The sequence below is a fragment of the Brevundimonas sp. genome (assembly GCF_036659295.1).
Taxonomy (GTDB): Bacteria; Pseudomonadota; Alphaproteobacteria; order Caulobacterales; family Caulobacteraceae; genus Brevundimonas.
Genome location: NZ_JAVXCU010000024.1, coordinates 1 through 16,663, shown reverse-complemented (window position 1 = coordinate 16,663; position 16,663 = coordinate 1). Strand labels below are relative to the sequence as shown.

General features: G+C 61.2%; 13 protein-coding genes. 9 read left to right on the top strand and 4 right to left on the bottom strand.

The window, feature by feature from the left end:
• Window positions 1-65: 65 nt before the first annotated feature.
• The gene (glmS, locus tag RSB01_RS06455; protein ID WP_332625201.1) at window positions 66-1,880 is read right to left on the bottom strand and encodes a glutamine--fructose-6-phosphate transaminase (isomerizing); all 1,815 of its coding nucleotides are present in this window, start codon (window positions 1,878-1,880) and stop codon (window positions 66-68) included.
• A 179-nt stretch (window positions 1,881-2,059) separates the two neighbouring features.
• Here glmS and glmM point away from each other — a divergent pair, with 179 nt between their 5' ends.
• Window positions 2,060-3,406, top strand: a complete 1,347-nt coding sequence (glmM, locus tag RSB01_RS06450) for a phosphoglucosamine mutase (protein ID WP_332589859.1) — start codon at window positions 2,060-2,062, stop codon at window positions 3,404-3,406.
• 36 nt (window positions 3,407-3,442) lie between these two features.
• On the opposite strand, the gene RSB01_RS06445 is transcribed toward glmM, so the two are convergent.
• Both RSB01_RS06445 and RSB01_RS06440 read right to left on the bottom strand, forming a co-directional pair.
• A complete protein-coding gene (locus tag RSB01_RS06445) occupies window positions 3,443-4,750 on the bottom strand; it encodes an FAD/NAD(P)-binding protein (RefSeq protein WP_332589858.1) in 1,308 nt (435 codons plus the stop codon).
• A 12-nt stretch (window positions 4,751-4,762) separates the two neighbouring features.
• Window positions 4,763-6,262, bottom strand: coding sequence for a phosphomannomutase/phosphoglucomutase (locus tag RSB01_RS06440; RefSeq protein ID WP_332589857.1), 1,500 nt, complete (start codon window positions 6,260-6,262; stop codon window positions 4,763-4,765).
• A 199-nt stretch (window positions 6,263-6,461) separates the two neighbouring features.
• On the opposite strand from RSB01_RS06440, the gene gpmA reads away from it, so the two are divergent.
• Genes gpmA through RSB01_RS06425 form a run of 3 tightly spaced genes read left to right on the top strand, consistent with a single transcriptional unit; the run spans window position 6,462 to window position 9,151 of the window.
• Complete coding sequence (gpmA, locus tag RSB01_RS06435) at window positions 6,462-7,175, top strand: 2,3-diphosphoglycerate-dependent phosphoglycerate mutase (RefSeq protein ID WP_332589856.1); 714 nt, start codon at window positions 6,462-6,464, stop codon at window positions 7,173-7,175.
• 15 nt (window positions 7,176-7,190) lie between these two features.
• Window positions 7,191-7,826 carry a bifunctional diaminohydroxyphosphoribosylaminopyrimidine deaminase/5-amino-6-(5-phosphoribosylamino)uracil reductase RibD gene (ribD, locus tag RSB01_RS06430; RefSeq protein ID WP_332589855.1) on the top strand — a complete coding sequence of 212 codons (636 nt, stop codon included), beginning with the start codon at window positions 7,191-7,193 and terminating at the stop codon, window positions 7,824-7,826.
• Window positions 7,827-7,870: 44 nt separating this feature from the next.
• Window positions 7,871-9,151 carry a pentapeptide repeat-containing protein gene (locus RSB01_RS06425; protein WP_332589854.1) on the top strand — a complete coding sequence of 427 codons (1,281 nt, stop codon included), beginning with the start codon at window positions 7,871-7,873 and terminating at the stop codon, window positions 9,149-9,151.
• Between the two features lie 73 nt (window positions 9,152-9,224).
• On the opposite strand, the gene RSB01_RS06420 is transcribed toward RSB01_RS06425, so the two are convergent.
• Window positions 9,225-9,683, bottom strand: a complete 459-nt coding sequence (locus RSB01_RS06420) for an Hsp20 family protein (RefSeq protein ID WP_332589853.1) — start codon at window positions 9,681-9,683, stop codon at window positions 9,225-9,227.
• A gap of 253 nt (window positions 9,684-9,936) precedes the next feature.
• Between RSB01_RS06420 and RSB01_RS06415 the strand changes: the two genes are divergently transcribed.
• The 5 genes from RSB01_RS06415 to RSB01_RS06395 all read left to right on the top strand — a co-directional run bounded on the left by RSB01_RS06415 (window position 9,937) and on the right by RSB01_RS06395 (window position 16,570).
• Window positions 9,937-10,743 (top strand): methyltransferase, encoded by an 807-nt coding sequence (locus RSB01_RS06415; protein ID WP_332589852.1) that lies wholly within the window; start codon window positions 9,937-9,939, stop codon window positions 10,741-10,743.
• Window positions 10,744-10,828: 85 nt separating this feature from the next.
• Window positions 10,829-11,734, top strand: coding sequence for a methyltransferase (locus RSB01_RS06410; protein ID WP_332589851.1), 906 nt, complete (start codon window positions 10,829-10,831; stop codon window positions 11,732-11,734).
• The gene (locus RSB01_RS06405) at window positions 11,731-12,717 is read left to right on the top strand and encodes an alpha/beta hydrolase (RefSeq protein WP_332589850.1); all 987 of its coding nucleotides are present in this window, start codon (window positions 11,731-11,733) and stop codon (window positions 12,715-12,717) included. The genes RSB01_RS06410 and RSB01_RS06405 overlap by 4 nt, the downstream gene beginning before the upstream one ends.
• Before the next feature lie 189 nt (window positions 12,718-12,906).
• Window positions 12,907-13,116: a cold-shock protein gene (locus RSB01_RS06400; RefSeq protein WP_167176007.1), complete on the top strand. Its 210-nt coding sequence runs from the start codon at window positions 12,907-12,909 to the stop codon at window positions 13,114-13,116.
• Between the two features lie 145 nt (window positions 13,117-13,261).
• A complete protein-coding gene (locus RSB01_RS06395; protein WP_332589849.1) occupies window positions 13,262-16,570 on the top strand; it encodes an autotransporter domain-containing protein in 3,309 nt (1,102 codons plus the stop codon).
• Window positions 16,571-16,663 lie beyond the last annotated feature (93 nt).

The following is a 16,663-nucleotide window of genomic DNA, read 5'->3' as shown; positions in this document are numbered from 1 at the left end:
CCTATGATGGCCCTGTCATAGGCATATTTCCGGATACATCCAACGACTGTTGTCTGATGCCTTGGTTACTCGACGGTGACAGACTTGGCGAGATTGCGTGGCTGGTCGACATCGGTGCCTTTTTGAACGGCGGTATAATAGGATACCAGCTGCATCGGCACGGCATAGACCAACGGGGTGGCAATCGGGTGGGCATCCGGTGCGTGGACGCGGCGGATGCCAGCGCCATGGGGATCGGGCGCATTTTCAGGCGCGATCATGATCACCGGACCACCGCGAGCCGCCACTTCTTGCAGGTTGGAAGAGGTTTTCTCGAACAGGTCGTCCATCGGCGCGAGGGCTATGGTCGGGGTGTATTCGTCGATCAGGGCGATCGGGCCGTGTTTCAGCTCGCCAGCGGCATAGCCCTCGGCGTGGATATAGCTGATCTCTTTCAGCTTCAGCGCGCCTTCCATAGCCAGCGGATACATGGGACCGCGACCAAGGAACAGCACGTCACGCGCCTTGGCCAGATCCTGCACAAGATTGCGGATCGGAGCATCCATACGCAGGGCTTCGGAAATCAGGCGCGGGGCCTCGAATAGGGCCTTGACCAGTTCGGCTTCCTTGGCGGCATCGATCTTGCCACGGGCGACACCGGCGGCAATGGCCAGCGACAGAAGCGCGGCGACCTGTGCGGTAAAGGCCTTGGTGGAGGCGACGCCGATTTCGGGACCGGCATGGGTCGGCCACAAGATCTCGGCCTCGCGCGCCATAGATGAGGTGTGGACATTGACGACAGCGGCGGTCTTCAGGCCTTGGGCCTTGCACCAGCTCAGACCGGCCAGTGTGTCGGCGGTCTCGCCCGACTGGCTGACGGCGACGGCCAGTGTTCCTTTGCTTAAGGCAGGATCGCGGTAGCGGAATTCCGAGGCGATTTCGACATCGCACGGCAGGTCCGCATATTTTTCAAATGCGTATCGGCCGATTTGGCCCGCATAGAAGGCGGTGCCACAGGCAATGATCTGGATGCGATCAATAGCGGCAAAGTCCACCACAGCCGGCTTGGCCTTGGCGGAAACCAGATCGAGATATTCCGACAGGGTGTGCTGGACACTGTCCGGTTGCTCATGGATTTCCTTTTCCATGAAGTGGCGATACTCGCCCTTTTCGACGAGGGCGCTGGAGGCGGCGACCTTGACGATGGCGCGTTCTGCAGGCACGCCCGCAGCGTTGAAGATGCGCGCATCGGTGCGCGTCATGGCGACGTAATCGCCTTCTTCCAGATAGGAGATGTGCTGCGTGAACGGGCCGACCGCCAGAGCGTCCGAGCCGAGATACATCTCGCCCTCACCCCAGCCGACCACCAGCGGGCTGCCGCGACGGGCCCCCAGGATCAGTTCGCTTTCACCCTCGATCAGTACTGCCAGTGCATAGGCACCGGTCAGACGGTCCAGCGTAGCCTTGAAGGCGTCCAGCGGCACCATACCTTCCGACAGGTTGTGGTCCAGCAGATGGGCCACGACCTCGGTATCGGTCTGGCTTTCGAACACGCGCCCTTCGGCTTCCAGTTCGGCCTTCAGTTCGGCGAAGTTCTCGATGATGCCGTTATGGACCAGACAAACGCGGCCAGCCTTGTGCGGATGGGCATTGGCCTGTGTCGGCGCGCCATGGGTCGCCCAGCGGGTGTGGCCGATACCGACATTCCCTTTGATGGGATCTTCAGCCAGCACAGCTTCCAGATTGCGGATCTTGCCCTTGGCACGGCGGCGGCGGATTCCGGTCTCGTCCTGCACGGCGATGCCTGCGGAATCGTAGCCGCGATATTCCAGCCGTTTCAGGCTGTCGACCAGACGGGGGACAACAGGACCGTTGCCGGTGACGCCGATAATACCGCACATGAAACTAACTCCGGCGAAGGCGGGGGTCGCATTTTTTGCGTCCGCACCCGCAATTGAGGTAAGCGAAAGGGTTCAGCCTTACATATAGGGCGCATCTAGGCATAGTGCGGCCTTCGAGCATCAAACAATGGGTTTCGGAAGATTTCCGAGCAAACCCAGCCAGTTCAAGGATCACGCCTTTGGGCGAGAGAAAATATTTCGGTACTGACGGCATCCGTGGCCGCGCCAATACCCATCCAATGACCGCAGAGGTCGCCTTGCGCGTGGGGCTTGCTGCCGGTCGCCTGTTCCGTACCGATGATGACCGCCGTCATCTGGTGGTGATCGGCAAGGATACGCGCCTGTCGGGCTATATGATCGAACCGGCTCTGGTGGCGGGTCTGGCGGCCGTGGGTATGGATGTGCGCACCTTTGGTCCGCTGCCGACACCGGGCGTGGCCATGATGACCCGCTCCATGCGGGCGGATCTGGGCATCATGATCTCGGCCTCGCACAACGACTATGCCGATAACGGCATCAAGTTGTTCGGTCCGGACGGCTATAAGCTGTCGGACGAAATCGAGTTGAAGATCGAGGCCATGATGGATGCGGCGCTGGACATGGATCTGGCGGAATCCAACAAGCTGGGCCGCGTCAAACGCATCGACGATGCCCCGCCGCGCTATATCGAGATTGCCAAATCGGCCTTCCCCAAACGTCTCAGCCTGAAGGGTCTGCGGATCGCCATCGACTGCGCCAATGGTGCGGGCTATCGCGTGGCACCGACGACCCTATATGAACTGGGCGCAGAAGTGTTTCCGGTGGGCGTTGAGCCGAACGGCACGAATATCAATGCCGAATGTGGTTCAACCCACCCCGAGGCGGTGTCCGAGGCGGTCAAACGTTATCGCTGCGACATCGGGATTGCGCTGGATGGCGACGCCGATCGCGTGATTATCTGCGACGAAAAGGGCCATGTGGTCGATGGCGACCAGATCATGGCCCTGATCGGTCTGGACTGGGCCAAGCGCGGTCGCCTGAACGGTGGCGGTGTGGTGGCCACGGTCATGTCCAACCTCGGACTTGAGCGCCGCCTGAAGGCCGAGGGCCTGACGCTGGAGCGCACCAAGGTGGGCGACCGCTATGTCATGGAGCGCATGCGTGCGGGCGGCTTCAATATTGGCGGCGAACAGTCGGGCCACATTATCCTGAAGGATCACGCTACGACCGGCGACGGCCTGATGGCGGCGCTGCAAGTGCTGGCGGTTCTGGTCGAGGCGGGGGTGCCGATGAGCGAACTGGCCCGCCAGTTTGATCCGGTGCCGCAACTGCTGAAAAACGTCCGCTATACGTCGGAGGCTCCTCTGGACGCGGACACCGTCAAGGCGGCGATGGCCGAGGCGGAACACGCGCTGAACGGCTCGGGCCGTTTGCTGGTGCGTAAGTCGGGCACGGAGAAACTGATCCGTGTCATGGCCGAGGGCGATGACGAGGCGCTGGTGACGCGCGTCGTCAACGAAGTCGCCGACGCGGTGGCCAAGGCCTAAAAGATCAAAAGGCGGTCCAGATGGGCCGCCTTTTTCTTATTGGGCCAGAAGATCGCTCAGGGCCTCGATGCGCTGGCGAATATCAGGCACGGCGGTGCTTTCCCAATAGGCGGCGCGCGTGGGTGGGCCAAGCGCAAACAGGGTGGGTTCGGCCTCGCCGTTACTGTTCACAAGTCGCCCGTCGCTATCGAGGTCCAGACCCTGTCCTAGAGGCTCCAGTCGTGCGCGACCGGCGGCCATCAGGCTGGCGGTCAGTGGCGTATGGGCTGCATCATGGGCCGGGCCGGTGCAGTTGATGAACCAGTCGGCACGGGTCAGGCCCGAACTGTCACTGGTGCGTGGCGCGGGTGTCCAGCGAATTTCAAGCGCATTTTCATCCGCCGCGATGTCGTTCAGACGACCAGCATGGACGACAAGGTGCCCGTCGGCTTGCAGGCGGCTCAGGGTGTCAAACACATCGGGTGCGATGCGGTGGCGATGCACATCCCACCATGGCCGCAAGTGGCGCAGGAAACGGGCACGCTGCGCCTGCGAGGCCTCCTGCCACAGTCGCTCTGTCACCGGACGATAGCCGTCCATCACGCGTTGCCATTCCATACTCGTGGCCATCTGGCGGGCCGTATGCAGGCGCTTGGATAATGGGCCGGTGAGGGCCGCTTCGGGCATGGGCGGTGCTGGCGGGTGGCCGTGAATGTGGGGACGTGGCATCAGGCCGCGACGCGACAGGGCGGCGGCCTTGCCGGTCCAGCCGCGCTTTTTCAGGCCCAGCACCATATCGGCCATGGTCAGGCTGGTACCGAGAATAAAGATGCTGTCGTTCGGTTGTATGGCGTCCAGCGCCCCGTCTGCCCACGGATCATTGATGATGCGTAAGCAGGTCGGGGTATCGTCTGCACGCGGGGCCGGATTGCCGGTGGCGATCACGATCGCCGAGCCCGCAAAGGTACGTCCGTCATCCAGCGCGACCTCGTGGCCGTGGATGGCGAGGGCGCGTCCCTGAACGGTTTGGATCAGGTCGTGACAGGCTGTGCGGACGGCGTTGAGGCGCTGCATCAGATACGCGCCATACAGGCGGCGGCTGATGAAGGCATCGCCATCGGCCATATCGGGATGGTGCTGTTCCAGCCATTTCAGGAAATGGGCGGGATCACTGGCTATGGCCCCCATATTGGCGGCACGCACATTCAGGCGATGGGTATCATCGGTGGTGCCATAGGCGACACCGAGGGCGAGTGACCCCTCCTGTTCGATAATCAGGCTGGCGCGACCTTTTTCGGCCAGTCGCGCCGCCAGCATGGCACCGGAAAAACCGCCGCCGATAATCAGGACAGGAAGGGTGCTCATAAAGGTGTCCGATCAGATTTCCTGATTGAACGCGCCGATTTCGGTATGGTTGGCCAGACGCGGCTTCACTTCCTTGCGGAACAGGTCGCGCATATCGTCTTCCGAGCGCATGCTTTCCACCACTACAACCAGTTCCGGCTTATTGGAGGAGGCACGCACCAGCACCCACGAGCCGTCTTCCAGATGCACACGCACGCCGTTGACGGTGATGGCCTCGACGATCTTGCGGCCCAAAATGGAGCCGCCAGCGGCCGCCAGTTCTTCGTATTCTTTCACGATGCGGGCCAGCACATCGTATTTCAGTTCGTCATCGCAATGGGGCGACATCGTCAGGCTGGTATAGGCGGGCGGCAGGGACTGTTTCAGCTGCGACAGCTTCTTGTCGGGGTTGCGATCCAGCATGGACAGGATGGCGGCAGCGGCGACGATACCGTCGTCATAGCCATGGCCCAGATCGCCGGCCATGAAGAAGTGGCCCGACTTTTCAAAGCCTGCCAGCGCGCCGATCTCGGCGGTCTTACGCTTAATATAGGAGTGGCCGGTCTTCCAATAGACGGTGGTCGCGCCATTGGCCTTTAAGACCTCGTCGGTCTTGTACAGGCCGGTCGATTTCACATCGACCACAAAGGTCGAGTTCGGATAGACGGCCGATAGGTCGCGGGCCAGCATCAGGCCGATCTTGTCTGCGAAGATTTCCTCGCCCGTATCATCCACCACACCGCAGCGGTCGCCGTCGCCGTCAAAACCCAGCGCCAGATCGGCACCGGTTTCTTTCACCTTGGCCGCCATCTGCACCAGCATGGCGTGGTCTTCGGGGTTCGGGTTGTATTTGGGGAAGGTCCAGTCGAGATCGGTATCCATCTCGATCACTTCCACACCCATACGGCGCAGGGCCTCTGGCGCAAAGGCACCGGCGGTACCATTTCCACAGGCGGCGACGACCCGCAGCGGACGCTTGATCTGCGCCTTGGTGGCAACATCGGCAATATAGGTTTCGGCGAAGTTCTCGATGCGGGTCAGGGTGCCACCGGCACGCTCGACGCCCAGACCGCCAAGGACGATTTCCTTCAGGCGGGTCATTTCATCGGGGCCGAAGGTCAGCGGCTTGTTGGCGCCCATCTTCACGCCGGTCCAGCCGTTTTCGTTGTGGCTGGCGGTGACCATGGCCACGCAGGGGGCGTTCAGAGCGAACTGGGCAAAATAGGCGGTCGGCGACAGGGCCAGACCGATATCCAGCACCTGCATTCCGCCTTGCAGCAGACCGATGGTCAGGGCCTGTTTGACGGCGATGGAATAGGAACGGAAGTCGTGGCCGATGACGATCTTCGGCTCGATACCCTGTTCATGCACATAGGTGGCAAGACCCAGACCTAAGGCCTGAATACCCAGAAGGTTGATTTCCTTCTCCAGAATCCAGCGGGCATCGTATTCGCGGAAACCAGTCGGCTTGACGAGGGCTTGGGTTTCATAGGCCGCCGTATTGGGCTTCAGGTCCTGACGAGGTGCGAGCATGGAGTATCCGTGGGTCATAGAGATGAAACAGGGGCAGGCCACGCCTGCTTTGGATTGGCCCTTAGACCATTGGCAGTCATGCCGACGCAACCACCAGATGATGACAGGCTGGATGGCACAGACATTTTGGCGGCATTCCGGCCTTGACCCGCACCGTGACGCCTCCTAGCGATGCGGGCACGAGATACCGGAGTGTTCAATGTCGCGACTGATCCTGCTGCGCCACGGCCAAAGCCAGTGGAACCTTGAAAACCGCTTTACCGGCTGGGTCGATGTCGATCTGACGGCGCAAGGCGAGGCTGAAGCCCGTCGTGGCGGCGAACTGATCGCCGAAGCCGGTTTCAAACCGTCGGTGATGTTCACCTCGGTGCTGGCGCGGGCCATGCGCACGGGCGATATCGCGCTGGAAAGCGCGGGCCTCAAAGATGTCGAGATCATCAAGGACTGGCGCCTGAACGAGCGTCACTATGGCGGTCTGACCGGTCTGGACAAGGCCGAGACAGCGGCCAAGCACGGCGAGGACCAGGTCAAGGTCTGGCGTCGTTCGTATGACGTGCCGCCGCCGCCTCTGGATGCCGACAGCGAATACAGCTTTGCCAATGACGAACGCTATGCCGGCAAGGACATTCCGAACACCGAAAGCCTGAAAACCACGCTGGACCGCGTGCAGCCCTATTGGGATGCCGAGATCGAGCCGCGCCTGAAGGCGGGCGAGGATGTGATGATTGCCGCCCACGGCAACTCGCTTCGTGCCATCGTCAAGCTGTTGTTCGGCCTGTCGGACGAAGAAATCATCGACGTGGAAATCCCGACCAGCAACCCGCTGGATATCGAGCTGGATGCCAATCTGAAGCCGGTTTCGGCCCGCTATCTGGATGCCAGCCGCGCCAAGCCCCTGCCGCAAATCGCCTAAGGACATCGTCTGAACATGACCACTGCCGGAAACGAACAGGATATCGTCTTCATGCGTCGCGCCATTGAACTGGCGAACGCGCGCATGGGCCAGACCTGGCCCAATCCGGCGGTGGGATGTGTGATCGTCAAGGACGGTGTTGTGGTGGCCGAGGCGGCCACGGCCGTTGGCGGTCGCCCGCATGCCGAGGAACAGGCTGTGCCTGCGGCGGGGGATGCGGCCAAAGGGGCCACGGCCTATGTCACTTTAGAGCCGTGCGGTGCGCGCTCCTCGGGGCGCAAGTCCTGCGCCCATTTCCTGACGGAATCGGGCATTGCCCGCGTGGTGATCGGGGCGTTTGACCCGTCGCCCTTCGCGTCGGGGCGCGGCGTCGAGCGTCTGCGCGAGGAAGGGCTGGACGTGTCTTCGGGCGTACTGGAAGCCGAGGCACTGAAACTGTGCGAAGGCTTCCTGCATCGTCTGGAAACGGGTCGTCCGATGGTCCGCGTCAGCGAGGACGGTCAGGGCTTTGATGCCCGTTTTGCGGCGTCGCCGAATGCCGATCTCAAGACCGAGCTGAACCGTTTGGGCGAGGCGGGCTATACTCGCGTCTGGACCCCCGAAGGGCCACTGGCCGACGCCCTGTGCTCGGCGGGCTTGTTAACCGAATAAATCACTGCAAATCTTCCTTAATCTGATCGACCTAGAGTGCGGTTATGAACGAGGATGTCACTTCCGAACGCCGCAAGCTGACCCAGGCCGAGGTGGATGCGATCTGTGCCAGACATGACCGTCTGTGGCAGGCCCGTCCCGGTGGTGCGCGGGCTGTTTTTGCATGGCTGGACCTCAGCGGTCTGGACCTGCGCGGGCGCAATCTGACGGATGCCGATTTTACGGCGGCCTGTCTGATCGGGGCCAATCTGTCGGGCACCAAGCTCGACAATGCTAATTTCTTTGGCGCGGACATGCAGGATATAGACCTGCAGGATGCCAGTATGCGCCGTACCGACCTGCGCGGAGCCTGCCTGCGCGGGGCCGATCTTTCGGGGGCGGACCTGTTCGAGGCCGATCTGCGCGAAGGCACGATTGCGGCCTCCGATGCCAAGCTGGGCTTTCGGGTGGTCGAGGCGCAAAAGCGCTCGGACACGCAAGCGCAGGGGGCCAATCTTTCCGGGGCTAATCTCCAACGCTCGCGCCTGACAGGCATTGTCGCCATCGCCGCCGATTTTACCGATGCGGTGATGAAGGACTGCAAGCTGGTGCGGGCCAACCTGAAACAGGCTAGTTTCAAAGGGGCCGACCTTGCCGGTGCCGATCTGTCCGGTGCCGATCTTTCGGGGGCGGACCTGTCCGGCGCGATACTGGTGGGCGTCAAGGCGACCATGTGGCGAACCGACGGGGCCAATATGGAAGGGGCGCTGACCGATAAGGGTTCGGCCGGCGAGCCGGTCGCGGCGCTTCCGGCGGCCGACATGCTGCGGGTTCATGCCCAGTGGTGCGCGACAGGCGGCCGCGAGGGCCAGCCCTCGGTGTTTGATAATGTGGACCTGCGGACGCTGGCGACGATTGCGGGCCTGAACCTGACGGCGCTGTCGGCCAAGGGGGCGGTATTTTACGGCCTCGACATGGAAGGCGTGCAGCTTCAGGGCGCGCAGCTTGAAGGCGCGGACCTGCGCTCGGCGAACCTGCGCCGTGCCGATTTGCGCGGGGCACGTCTGGCCAATGCCCGTTTGAATGGCTCGGACCTGCGCGAAGCCCAGATGGGGCCGCTGCTGCTGGCCGCAGACCGTTTGCTGCCCGCCGATCTGACAGGGGCCAATCTGCGCGGGGCCGATATGTCCAATGCCGATCTGCGCCACGCCAATCTGACCCGCGCCGATCTGGCCCGCAGCAGTCTGCACGGCGCGCAGCTTCGCGGGGCCAATCTGACCGAGACCCAGCTTGAGGCTGTGCGGGGTATGGATGCCCGCGCGGTACGGGCCTTGGCCGAAAGCTGATCCCGCATACAGAAAGACGGCCCTTTCGAAAAAGGGCCGTCCACTGGAGGGAGGGAAGTTTCGTTAAGGGGCTTTAGGCCGCCTTTTTGTCCTCGATCGGGGTCGAGCCGTCAGCGATCTCGATGCGGCGCGGCTTGAGAGCCTCGGGCAGTTCGCGCTTCAGCTCGATGACGAGCAGGCCGTTATTAAGGGCGGCGTTCTTGACCACCACATAGTCGGCCAGCTGGAAGCGGCGTTCGAAATCGCGCTCGGCCAGACCGCGATGCAGGAAGGTGCGCTGGACGGTCTCGTCTTGCGGAGCCTTCTTGCCGGTGACGGTCAGCAGGTTTTCCTTGGCCTCGATGTCCAGCTCTTCGGGGGCAAAGCCCGCGACAGCGACCTCGATGCGATAGGTGTCTTCACCGGTGCTTTCGATATTATAGGGCGGCCAGCCGTTTTCCTGACCTGAACGGGCAGCGGTTTCGATCTGGCGGGCCAGTCGGTCAAAACCGACGGCAGTACGCATCAACGGCGTGAAATCATAGGTACGCATGTGCAATCCTCCTGATGGATCAGCAAGGTTGGGCCAGCCGGCGATTTTGCCCCGGCGGGCTATGGGTTTCAGCCTCCTCGGTCCGTGCTCGGCCCCGAAATGACTGGAAGGCCCGTCAGTGGCACCTTCGATTAAACAGGTAGGAAGCCGTTTTTGCCGTTCAAGGGGATGAAAAACGGCTTTCTGCGCCTTGCTGTCGGCGCGAAGCACTTTAACAATCGCGCCAAGCCTTTTTCGACGACACGGAGATCCTATGCGACCGCTCGTCCTTGGCAGCTTTGCTGCAGCTCTTTTGACCGCCGGTGTGGCTGTCGCCCAGACTCCGCCAACCGAATTTCCCGCGCAGTTGCCGCACCGTCAGGGTCTGGCCATGGAAATGCCGGTCATGGGCGAAGATGCCCAGCTTCAGGCGGCCATCGCCTCGTCCACGCGCCCTGAGGCAGACCGCGCCCGCGACAGCCAGCGCCATCCGTTTGAAACCCTGACCTTCTGGGGCCTGCAACCGGGCCTGACGGTGGTCGAGATCGAACCGGGCCGCGCCGGCTGGTGGCGCAATATTCTCGAGCCCTATGCGACGGCGACGGGCGGCACCTATGTGCCGGTCAACCGTCCGCTGGAGGGTATGGGTGTGGCCGATGGCACTGCCGACATGGTGGTCGTGGCCCGCGCCTTCCACAACTGGTCGTCCGACGGCCGTGTCGAGCCCTATCTGCAGGCCTTCTTCAAAGCTTTGAAACCGGGCGGGGTTCTGGTGATCGAGCAGCACCGCAGTCTGGATGGTGTCAATGTCGCCACGGTCGCTCCGAGCGGATACGTGCCGGAAAGCTGGGTGATCCATGTCGCCAAACAGGCCGGTTTCGAACTGGATGGGCGCAGCGAGATCAACGCCAATGCGGCCGATACCCGTAACCATCCGTTCGGTGTATGGTCCTTGCGGCCGACGCGCCGTTCCGAGGGGGAAGGGCGCACCCTGACCAGCGAAGAGCGGGCGGCACTGGATGCCATTGGCGAAAGCGACCGTATGACCCTGCGTTTGCGTAAACCGTTCACGGCCCAATGATGGCCCTATCACCGTGCCACAGATTAAGGGTGGCGGCGGTGATGACTGTCACGGCCCTCTTGTCCGGTCCGCTCGGAGACAACCTATGATCCATCTCGCATCCAGACGTTTCTTTTTGGCGGGCGTTGCCGTCAGCAGCCTGATAGGCCTGTCGGCCTGTGGCCGCAAAAAAGAAACCGAGCCGGTCGAGGCTGCCGAACCGGTTAAGGCCGGTCCGCCGGAAGGTTCACTGGAATGGGCGGTGGAAGGGCCGTGGCGTTCCCCCGAGGACAAGGCGCGCGACCAGTGGCGCCACCCGATGGAGACGCTGCGCTTCTTTGGTCTGCAGCCGGCGATGAAGGTGGTCGAGTTCTGGCCGGGTGGTGGCTGGTACACCGATATTCTGGCCCCCTATCTGAACAAAGGACGGGGCCAGTTGACCGTGGCCGGTTTCGTCGAGGGCGAAGGGGCCGACCCTGCGCAGGTCGCCGTCAATAACGCCCTGAAGGCCCGTCTGGACTCCGACAAGAAACTGTACGGGCAGGTCGGGTTTACATATTTTGGCCTCGGCTCCGGTCCTGTGATCGAGCCTCTGGGGACGGCCGATCTGGTTCTGTTCATGCGCTATGTGCATGTGTGGATGGCGGCAGGACTGGCCGAGAAGGCTTTCTCGGACGCTTTTGCGGCCCTGCGACCGGGCGGTACGCTGGGTATTGAACAGCATCGTCTGGGTTCGGACGAAGATCAGGATCCGGCTGCGGCCAACGGTTATGTGCAAGAGGCCTTCCTGCGCCAACTGGCCGAGGAAGCCGGTTTCGTGTTCGTGGAATCCTCCGAAATCAACGCCAATCCTGACGACACCAAGAACCACCCGTTCGGGGTGGAAACCCTGCCGCCGACGCGCCGTTCGTCGGCACTGGGGGAGCCGCCGAATTTCGAGTTCGACCACAGCAAATATGATGCGATCGGCGAATCCGACCGCATGACCCTCAAATTCAGGAAGCCCGAGTGACACGTCCGTCGCCCCTGTCTGCCCAAGCGCCCCTGATGGGGGTTCCAGGTGCCATGCCTCCGCCGGGGGGCGAGGCCGACTGGTTCCGTGGTGCGGGGGGCTTGCGACTGCGTGCGGCCCTGTGGCGTCCCAGCGTATTACAGGCGCGTACGCCGCGCGGCACAGTGATCCTCAGCGCCGGACGCAGCGAGCCGATCGAGAAATATTACGAACTGATCGGTAATTTCCTCGCGCGCGGCTTTTGCGTACTGGCGCATGACTGGCGCGGTCAGGGGCTGTCCGCCCGCCTGCTGCCGGACCGGCTCAAGGGCCATGCCCGTGCGGTCGAGGAGTTTCTGGACGACTATGCACGTCTGCTGGATGCCTATGCCGAACAGGCCCCCAAGCCGTGGGTCATGGTCGGCCATTCGATGGGCGGTGTGCTGAACCTGCTGACGCTTCAGGGCGGTGATGACCGCTTTGCCGGCGCCGTGCTCAGCAGCCCGATGTTGCGCATCAAGACGGGCAAGCGTTCGATGTGGTCGGTGAAGCTGGCCGTGCGCTGGGCGCTGCGCAACGGCAAGGGCGGTGACTATGTGCTGGATAATGCCGACGATCCGTTCGTGCATACGTTCCAGGACAATGCCCTGACCTCCGATAGCGGGCGCTACGGCCTGTGGCAGCAACAACTGTTTGCCTGTCCGCATCTGGCCATTGGCGGCCCGACCTGGGGCTGGCTGGGGTTTGCACTGGATGCCGGTGAGCGCGCGCTCAAGGCCAAGGCCCTGAAGGCGGTCAAGGTGCCGGTCTGTGTCGTTCAGGCCAGCGACGATGTGCTGGTCTGGAAACAGACGGCCCGCTGGGCGGCGCGCCGTCTGGGGCGCGGGCGCTATGTCGAGGTTTCCGGAGCCCGGCACGAAGTCATCATGGAGGTTGACGCCTATCGCGCCACCTTCCTCGAAGAGTTCGATGAGATGGCCAATTATGTCGCGCCTGCAACGTGACCATAAATCTTTGGAAGCAGGGGTAGCTATAGGTCTTGACGAGAGGCCATCAATGGCTTCACACGTTCCGTGTCGATATCTGTGCGTAACGCGCTCTTTCTTCTTTGCGACGCATTGAGATCTGCCGTTCCCCTAGACCGACGGTGCCAAGAGTTGGTCTTGGTGCCCAATTCACTGGAGGTCATTTAGATGGCTAACGGCACCGTTAAATGGTTCAACCCGACCAAGGGTTATGGTTTCATCGCTCCGGCAGATGGCGGCAACGACATCTTCGTGCACATCTCGGCTGTCGAGGCCGCTGGCCTGCGTACGCTGAATGACGGCCAGAACGTCAGCTACGAGCTGGAAACCGACCGCCGCAGCGGCAAGGTTTCGGCCGGTCAACTGCAAGTCGACTAAGCCAGAGACGATACCGTCTTTCTAAAGGGCCGCCGCGGGCAACTGCGGCGGTCTTTTTTGTGCCTTATTCGAACTAAAAAGCCTTCACGAACCCGCAATATGTGATTACCGATTGGGGGTTAGCGACTTCCTGAGGGGAAACTAAGTGAAGTACAAAACAGTATTGTTGTCGGCGGTTGCCGGTTCGATTTTTGCTTTCGGTAGCGCGGCTTATGCCGAAGCGGTAACGCCTGCCGCAACCCAGCCTTTCTATATGGCGGATGGGTCTCGTACGGCGGATTATGAAGCGGCTTTGGTGTCGTGGCGTAATGATAGCCAGTTCAAAATTGACTATTCCAAAGGCTATCTCGGTCTTGAGCATGCCTATGCGCGTGGCCTGAGCGGGCGTGGTTTGACCATCGGTGTCAACGATGCGGGGATCCATCTGGATCATCCGATCTTTGCCGCTGAAGGCAAGATTATCGGCTATGATAGCGGAGTGCCGGATTATTACGGGAATAATGGCGCTGTAAACCCGCGTCGTCCGTGGGAAAGCCATGGGACCCACGTTGCCGGAACCATTGCTGCCGATCGTCAGGACGGCTTCCGCATGTTCGGCAATGCTTACAATGCCAACATTATGTCGGCGACGGCAAACTTCACTGCGGGTGACTTCCGCTGGTACGCCGACTTTTTAGCCGATAACAATCCGAACACGGGTTTTGAAAATATCATCGGCATGGCCCAGACCGGTCAGGTCAGGATCATCAATAACAGCTGGGGTTCAGCAAACGCGGTGCCCTACAATGCTCCGCGCGAAACGGTATTGGCCCAACTGACAGAAGACTGGGGCGATTTCTGGGACCCGATCAAGGAGCACGACGTGCTGGTGGTCTGGTCGGCAGGCAATAGCAGCACGGCGCATGCCGGTTATACCACTACAGTACCGATGACGGACCCCAGCCTGCGTGGCAATTGGTTGTCGGTCGTCAATTATCAAGCAAATAACGCTGCGGTAGCCAGCTCCAGTCTGTGTGGGCAAACGGCGACATGGTGTGTTGCGGGGCCGGGCTCGATCATTGTTTCGGGCATCAATCATGTGACGTTCAATGCCTCCAAGGTCTCTGAACTGTACCGCAGCAATCCGGCATTGAGCGCAATGTGGGCTGCCGGCACAGCGAATGCTCTGCAGGCGGCCGCGCAGAATGCCTTTATTGGCAAGCTGAATGCCTACCTGAACGCCAGAGCTGCTGGAGGGGCATCCTTCAACGAAGACGCATGGGTAGCCGATCTTGCCAACCATGTGGCCGCCATCGCGACGGTCTACGGATATCGCTTGGCCAATCCGGACGGCTACATCGCAACCATGTCCAGCCTTGTGGCGGGTAACTATGACCTGCTGGGCACGAGCTTCTCCGACAAGCTGTTTATCGCTGCGGATTTGCGTATTCAGGAAATCTACGCTCAAGTTTTGAACTTTAATGGCCCCGCTCTTGGTGGCATGACCGGCACCTCGATGGCTGCTCCAAACATCACAGGCTTCGCCGGTTTGTTGATGGAGTATTTCCCTGAATATAACACCTCGCTGATCAGCGACATTCTGGTGTCCAGTTCGCTCGATCTGGATACGCCGGGTGTAGATCTGCGGTCGGGCTGGGGGGTTCCCCAGATGGGCACAGCTCTGGAAGGACCGACAGCACTGCGTGATGTACGCGAGGTCAATGTAGGCGCCGGAACCCGTGATGTCTGGACCAATTCGATCTCTGATGCGCGTGACCGTTACAGCGCCGCAGTGTTGGCCCACAACGCTAATGACATCGGTGGCCTGACCAAGATCGGCGGCGGGGAACTGGTGTTGACCAATGTGAGCAACTACACTGGTGCGACAACGGTTCTGGGTGGTTTGCTCACCGTCAACGGAGCTCTGACCCATTCCAACATTAGTGTCGCCGATGTAGGCATCATTGGCGGGATTGGCACCTTGAACAACCTGACCGCGCGTGCGGGCGGTGTTGTGGCACCGGGTGACACGGCCAATCCGTTCGGTGTTCTCAAGGTCACAAATGATGCCCTGTTCGAAAAAGGGTCGTTCCTGTGGATCCGTTCGGGTGTGAACGGATCACCAAGCTCGCGTCTGGATGTGGGGGGCAAGACGACGCTGCAAGGCGGTAACGTCATCCTCAAGGCCAACCAAGGCAACTGGAACCTGCGTTCGCGACTGACCATCCTCAACTCGGCAGATGGCATCGAAGGCAAGTTCGATGGTGCCAGCTCGGACTTGGCCTTCCTGACTCCAGTACTGACCTATCAGGGCAATTCTGTACTGATGACGGTCAAACGTAATGACGTCTCGATTGCTGCAGCGGGCGTGACTGCTAACCAGCGTGCTGTTGGCGCAGCTCTGGATGTGATGGTGCTGAACAATACCGGTGGCGGTGATATCGGTACGCGTGCAGTAGCGATTAATCCGGCATTGGAAAACGCCATACTGGACGGCTCGCTTTCGGCTGTTCGTGAAGCGATCCCCTATCTAACGGGTGAAGTTCATGCCGGGCTAGCCGGCGTGGCCGGAGCCGACAGCCGCTTTATCCGTGATGCTATGCTGGACCGTGGCCGTGGTTCTGCGGCGGGGTCGATCGTGCAGCCCATGAATAACCGCGGTGTCCATGCTTGGGCTTCGGGAACTTTTGGGCAAGGCAAGGCTGATGGCTCTACCGAGAACCCTAGCTTCCGCACCGAAACCAGCGGCTATGCCGTAGGTGTAGACAAGGCGGTTGAACGTGGTCACTTCGGCGTAGCGTTTGCCGAGAACTCGACCGAGTTGTCGAGGCATGCGCTGGCATCCGATGCTGATGTACGCAGTCGCCATATCGGTCTTTATGGCGGAGCCACAGCGGGGCAGTTTAACCTGCGGGCTGGGGCCTCCTGGATGCAGTCCGATATTGGAAGCAGCCGCTCCGTATCGCTGAATGCCTTCCGTGACAGCCTGCGCGGTGACTATGAGGGTGATGGCTGGCAAGCCTATGGCGAGGTTTCGTGGCGCGGTCAGGTTCGCACCACGCAGGTCGAGCCATATGCCAACTATGCCCGCATTAGCTATGATGCCGATGTGGTCGAACTGGGTGGCGATGCCGCACTTTCGGGCACGGCGAGCTTTGAGGCTGATCTGGTGTCTGCGGGTATTCGCACCCGTACAGCGATTGCTTCGGACGCAGGCCGCCCGGCCCTAACGATTGTGGGTCACCTGGCCTGGACCGAGAACCTTAGTGATGATGCGCCCGAATTCCGTGCCAGCTTCGCTGATGGCCCAGAGTTTGTCGTGACGTCGCAAGGTATCTCAGGTGAGGGGCTTCAAACGGGCCTGTCGATCAATATTCAGGCCAATGAGCGTGCCGCGATCGACTTTGGTTATGCGGGTACTCACGGTGATTATTCGGACAACCGCCTGTTCGGTCGCCTGACCGTCAGCTTCTAATGATCTGAATGCGTCTCTAAAGGGCCGCCGCGGGCAACTGCGGCGGTCTTTTTTATGCCTGCGATATCGGTGGGCAAAAGAAAAGCGCCGGAA